8 protein-coding genes are annotated in these 5,307 nt (G+C 55.7%); 7 read left to right on the top strand and 1 reads right to left on the bottom strand.

The genetic code is table 11. The features are described 5' to 3' along the window. From E8M78_RS20100 to E8M78_RS20070, 7 genes are all read left to right on the top strand, one after another. The coding region (locus E8M78_RS20100; protein WP_246658409.1) for a DUF4150 domain-containing protein at window positions 1-1,493 on the top strand (1,493 nt) is incomplete at its 5' end. Beyond that, window positions 1,494-1,958, top strand: coding sequence for a hypothetical protein (locus E8M78_RS20095; protein WP_137136742.1), 465 nt, complete (start codon window positions 1,494-1,496; stop codon window positions 1,956-1,958). A gap of 34 nt (window positions 1,959-1,992) precedes the next feature. Further along, on the top strand, window positions 1,993-2,154 hold the full coding sequence (locus E8M78_RS20090) for a hypothetical protein (protein WP_205910272.1): 162 nt from the start codon (window positions 1,993-1,995) through the stop codon (window positions 2,152-2,154). Continuing rightward, entirely contained in the window at window positions 2,154-3,716 is a 1,563-nt protein-coding gene (locus E8M78_RS20085; protein WP_170973492.1) for a PAAR-like domain-containing protein, read from the top strand. Before E8M78_RS20090 ends, E8M78_RS20085 begins: the two co-directional genes overlap by 1 nt. 5 nt (window positions 3,717-3,721) lie before the next feature. Then, the gene (locus E8M78_RS20080) at window positions 3,722-4,177 is read left to right on the top strand and encodes a hypothetical protein (RefSeq protein ID WP_205910271.1); all 456 of its coding nucleotides are present in this window, start codon (window positions 3,722-3,724) and stop codon (window positions 4,175-4,177) included. After that, window positions 4,170-4,610: a tetratricopeptide repeat protein gene (locus tag E8M78_RS20075; RefSeq protein ID WP_137136740.1), complete on the top strand. Its 441-nt coding sequence runs from the start codon at window positions 4,170-4,172 to the stop codon at window positions 4,608-4,610. Before E8M78_RS20080 ends, E8M78_RS20075 begins: the two co-directional genes overlap by 8 nt. A 222-nt stretch (window positions 4,611-4,832) precedes the next feature. Further along, complete coding sequence (locus E8M78_RS20070) at window positions 4,833-5,036, top strand: DUF2169 domain-containing protein (RefSeq protein WP_246658408.1); 204 nt, start codon at window positions 4,833-4,835, stop codon at window positions 5,034-5,036. Here E8M78_RS20070 and E8M78_RS20065 read toward each other — a convergent pair. Continuing rightward, window positions 5,019-5,307 (bottom strand): transposase domain-containing protein (locus tag E8M78_RS20065; RefSeq protein WP_137136743.1); only part of this gene is annotated, 289 nt, incomplete at its 5' end. The genes E8M78_RS20070 and E8M78_RS20065 overlap by 18 nt on opposite strands.

Here is a 5,307-nt window from a genome sequence, read left to right as displayed (position 1 = left end):
ATCCGGCAACCGGCAACCTCCAGTCCCGGCAACCGGAGAAGCCAGACAAGCCGCAGATCCAGAAGCCGACTGCTCCCAACCCGGCCCCGCCGGAGTTGATCCCGGATGAGAGGGACGCCTATGCGGTCGTCACCTCCCCTGATGTCTGCCGCTCACCCAAGGTGCCCATCCCCTACATGAGCTGGGGCAAGGCAGACGACAAGCTGAGCTATTCGCCCGATGTGCGCGCCAATGGCAAGATCATCAAGCTTCAGACGTCGAAGTTCTCCTGCTGCTATGGCGATGAACCGGGTGTTGGCAAGGGCGTCAAATCCGGCACGGTGGGCGATGTGGTCGAACCCGTCACCTCCTCCACCATCGTGCGCGCCAACGGCCAATGGGTGCAGCGCGACACAGACCGCTGCACGCTCAACAGGGGCAATGCGCCCGGCGAATACGTCTACGTCAAATCCACCGACACTCACAAAGCACCGGATGGGGCGGATGCGCAGGATCGTGCCTGGTACGACAGAACCTGGGATGGATTTTACGACAATTCCGATGAGGCACAGCTTGCTGGCGGTGCGATTAACAAAGGCAAGCAATACTGGAACGATCCGTCACGGATGGGATCAGACCTGCAATCGGTGTGGAATGCGCGGCCATCCGTCAGTGATGTCGTCAACTTCGGCAAGGACGTCAGTAGCGGCATTGCCAACACCGCTGATTACGTCTGGAACAATCCCGGCCAGTCGGCGCAGAACGTTGCCAACTGGACAGGCGATGCCGTCAAGAGCCTGTGGACGGGGGTAACCAACGCCTATGACAAGGGCGGCGTTGCACAGGCTGGCGGACATCTTGCAGCGACCGCCCTTGGTATAGCCAATCCGCTCAAAAAGGCCGAAGCAGCTGGCGAAGGCCTCGAACTCGCAAGCGATGTTGCAAAGGCGCAGCATCGGTTAAAGGAAGCTGAGGAGGCCGCGAGGAATGTTAAGGCCTTAGAAAATAAAGCGGAGCAAGGCGTCGCATCGGGTGACGGGGGCGTTAGAAATACCTCCAAAACGAGAACCAAAAACCCTTGCGATCATCTTGCAAAAGGTAATCCAAACGGAAAGGGTCCATACCGTGGCGGATCTTATGGCGGGGTGCCCGGTTCAGAGAAGCTCGGAATTGAATCACATCACATGCCGGCAAAAAGCGCGTACCCGGAGGAGTTGAGCAACCGCGTCGGCGGCATCAACAGAATGCCTGCAATGCAGATGAAAAGGGATGACCACCGTGAGACGAAAAGTCACGGTTGGCAAGGCTCTGATGGCGAACAGTATCGTGCCGATCAAAAATCACTCATGGAAACAGGCAGATACCGGGATGCGCAGGCAATGGATTTTCGTGATGCCCGCAGGATAGCGCGTGAAGCCGGCGATACGACAAAGTACAATGAAGCAATGCTTGAAACTGCCGCCTATAGGAAGTGTCTGGAGCATCATGGTCTCCTGCCTGGAAAAGGAAAATAAATGACGTGGGTCTTCAAACCCTATGAGGGAATATCTAACATTACGTTCGGGCAAACGCGCGAGGATGTCGAGAGAATGCTAGGACAACCGAGCAAAGTTAAGCAAACCTATACTGGTAAGACTCGGTTGGAATACAGCACATCGATGCCTGCATTTGTGTTCGCTGACAGAATGCTCATAGAAATCAACCTACTACCAGACATTTCGGAACCCTTCGAGTATATGGGTATGAACCTTTTTGCTACGGCAGAGGACGCCGTTCTGGGTGGCTTGATGCGATATGACCCCGACATTCGCGAGTCCAATGGCTTCCTTATCTTTTTCGGGCTTGGTTTGGCATTAACAGGCTTTCATGATGGGATGCGGGAGCAGAAGGCGATTACGATCTTTAGCCATAATCACCACTGGACCGAAAAGAGAGCGATCATGCGGCCTGTTGGCCATTCCCTGAAGGCCCCAAGATAAACGAGAAGCATTCCGTGGTCCGGCATCCGGGTTGATGGCGCTTGATGGCGTGCACTTCGACATGCGACCCGGTGTAGGCCGTGTGTTTCTCACATGGCGCACCGCGTTTCTGTGGCCGGAACGACGCGGGCGACCGGTTCTCTCCTTCGCACGACAGCGCGAAGCGATCGGGGTCATCGGTGGGGAGAGTGCCTGATGAGCGATAACAGATCCTCAGGCTCTGCGCCGGAGCCGATGGAATATTTTCGTGTTGATCCGGCAACCGGCAACCTCCAGTCCCGGCAACCGGAGAAGCCAGACAAGCCGCAGATCCAGAAGCCGACCGCTCCCAACCCGGCCCCGCCGGAGTTGATCCCGGATGAGAGGGACGCCTATGCGGTCGTCACATCCCCTGATGTCTGCCGCTCACCCAAGGTGCCCATCCCCTACATGAGCTGGGGCAAGGCAGACGACAAGCTGAGCTATTCGCCCAATGTGCGCGCCAATGGCAAGATCATCAAGCTTCAGACCTCGAAGTTCTCCTGCTGCTATGGCGATGAACCGGGCGTTGGCAAGGGCGTCAAATCCGGCACGGTGGGGGATGTGGTCGAACCCGTCACCTCCTCCACCATCGTGCGCGCCAACGGCCAATGGGTGCAGCGCCACACCGACCGCTGCACGCTCAACAGGGGCAATGCGCCCGGCGAATACATCTACGTCAAATCCACCGACATTCACAAAGCACCGGATGGGGCGGATGCGCAGGACAAGACGCAAAACGACAAGGCGCAAACCGACAAGGCGCGCAACGAGAAGATCGCGGATTATGCCAAATCCAGAGGCTGGACACGTGCATCAAACGGTGGCTGGAACACCAGTGGGGGCGGCTGGGTCTCCAATGCCAAGGTTGGCGAGGAGATGGATTATGTGACCAGCGGACGCGGCAATGTGCGGCCGCTTTCGCTGGGATCCGGTCCCTCTGAGATCAAGGCCTACACACCCTCCTGGACCGAGCGCATTGAAAGCTCCGTGCAGGATGGCCTGATGTCGCTTGGCATGGACAAGTATCAGGCGGGTGAATATGGGCGCAAGGTCGGCACGCTTGCAGGCTTCGTTCCGGGCGTGGGTAACGGCCTGTCTGCCGACGATGCCAAACGCTCCTTCGATGCAGGCCAATACCTTCTCGGCGGTGTTCAGGCCATCGGTGCTGTCATCGGTATCGGCCCCGGCAAACCGCTCGCCAAGGGCCTGGAAAAGGGTGCCGAAAAGCTCGTTCAGAAAGAAGCCGAGCAAGCCGCCGCAAAGGCACTGGAGGAGAAGGCTGCTAAGGAGGCAGCAGAGGCGGCGGGGAAGAAAGAGGCCGAGAAGGAGGCGGTTGAGGCTGGCGAACAGGGTGCTCGGATATCACTCAAAACCCGATTAAAAAGTCTGCGTGAAAAATATCTTGGAAAGACCCCCGGCAAAAACTCTAGAACCGGCAAAGAAGTTAGAGAAAGAATGAGGAAGGAGGGAACACTACGAACAAATCGCAGAGGAAAAGACGAATTTCTTGACGAGAAGGGTGTGTGGAGGCCTGTGGATAGCCCCCAAACGCACATGGGCCACCATCCCATGGATGCTGTTGACTATTGGAATTCTACAGGTCGATATCACGGTGCTAAATCTGCCGAAGTCCGAGCATGGATGTTAAATTCTGATAATTATAGATTCGAGTGGGGTCCGCTTAACTCGGCTCGAGGCGGGGCTTCGAGTTCAAGGTATCTTCCACCTACAAGATAAAGGTTATGATGAATAGGAAACCAGAATTAGATACCAATACGCGGTCAACAATTGATGCTATCCTTAAAGAATCCGGCGACCGATATTCGGCCGGTGACTTAAAGGGGTCGCTTGACGCGGCGCTGAAGGCATGGAGCCTCATTCCTGACCCTAAGAACAGGTGGGACTATTACCCCCAAAGTTTATCTGCGGGATTTGTGCAGGATTACACAGACTTGAACGACAAAGCCAATGTCGAAAAATGGGTCGCCATTATGGCTGAGATGTATGACGATCCAAACCATGAGGATCATTTGGTTTTGATGACCGAAGGGGAAGCCATGTTCAAACTTGGAGACATGCAACGAGCCTACTACATTTTTGCAAGGATTTACGAACTCTATGGCTCAAAGGGATTTGCGGGCGAACAGTTAGCCTACCTCGAATTCTATCAGAAAGAAAAGGTGGCGCGCGGTGAGTGAAGTAGAGAGCGAACTACCAGACGACATATATGAACGCGTCACCGACCTTTCGGAAAAGGGAAATAACCTGCTCGAGGCGGGTCGGATGAATGAGGCGATTGCTATTTGGCAGTTCGCACTTGCTCTACTCCCTGAACCGCGTCAAAGATGGGAAGCATCAATGTGGTTGCATGCCTCTATCGGCGATGCGCAACAGCAGGGTGGCAAGATCCAAGATGCCCTTGATTCATTCCGGAAAGCTGCAGCGAGCACGGACGGTTATGCGAATAGTTTTGTTCAATTCGGTATCGGTACCTGTCTCTTCGACCTGGGGCATACGAGGGAAAGCACGGACCCACTTTTGCGCGCCTTTATGGCTGAGGGCGAGGAGATTTTTGAGGAATCAGATCCAAAATACATCGAGCATCTACGTAGCCAAAAACTGATCGATTGAAGTCATCGATGGCTAGCTAAGGAATCGTCATTCGAATTCGTGCGCCTGCTTTACACCCGCCATGGTGCCGAGGGCTGAGACGCCATCGCTGATCCAGATACCGGATGCAATCAACCGGGAGCTTTGCGAATATTTGGTCCGCATCTCTTCGGTGGCTGAAGCCGAACGAGCCGAGGAGTTGAAGACGCGCTCGACGGCTGGGAGCTGACCTCAGGCGAACCCGTGACCCATGTGCCTCTTGATTGGAGTCTGGCCTTTGGCGGACAGCCGGATGAAGACAGGCTCGAAGCCAACCCGCTGGGCATCGGCCTTGTGGATGAAGCGGCCTTCAAGCAGCAACCGGAATGGCGCGCACCGCAGATCGAACTGGCCGATCATCCCATCCGCTCCGTGAAGGACCGTAAGCGGTTAGCCGACCACGTCTGACTTGAAGCTCCAGGGCATGAGAGCTTCGATATCATGGGCTGGCCATCCGTTAGCCATTCGAATGAGCGTCTGTGTCAGCCAGGCGAGCGGATCGACGTTGTTCATTTTGGCGGTCTGCAGAAGGGTGGCGATCGTCGCCCAAGTGTTGCCCCCGCCTTCGCTTCCGGCAAACAGACTGTTTTTGCGCGTGATGGTTTGGGGGCGGATTGCCCGTTCAACGATGTTGGAGTCGATCTCGATACGGCCGTCTTTGAGAAAGAGTTCCAAAGAG

The sequence above is a fragment of the Rhizobium sp. FKY42 genome (genome assembly GCF_005222835.1).
Taxonomy (GTDB): Bacteria; Pseudomonadota; Alphaproteobacteria; order Rhizobiales; family Rhizobiaceae; genus Neorhizobium.
This window is presented reverse-complemented; position numbering and strand designations above follow the sequence as displayed.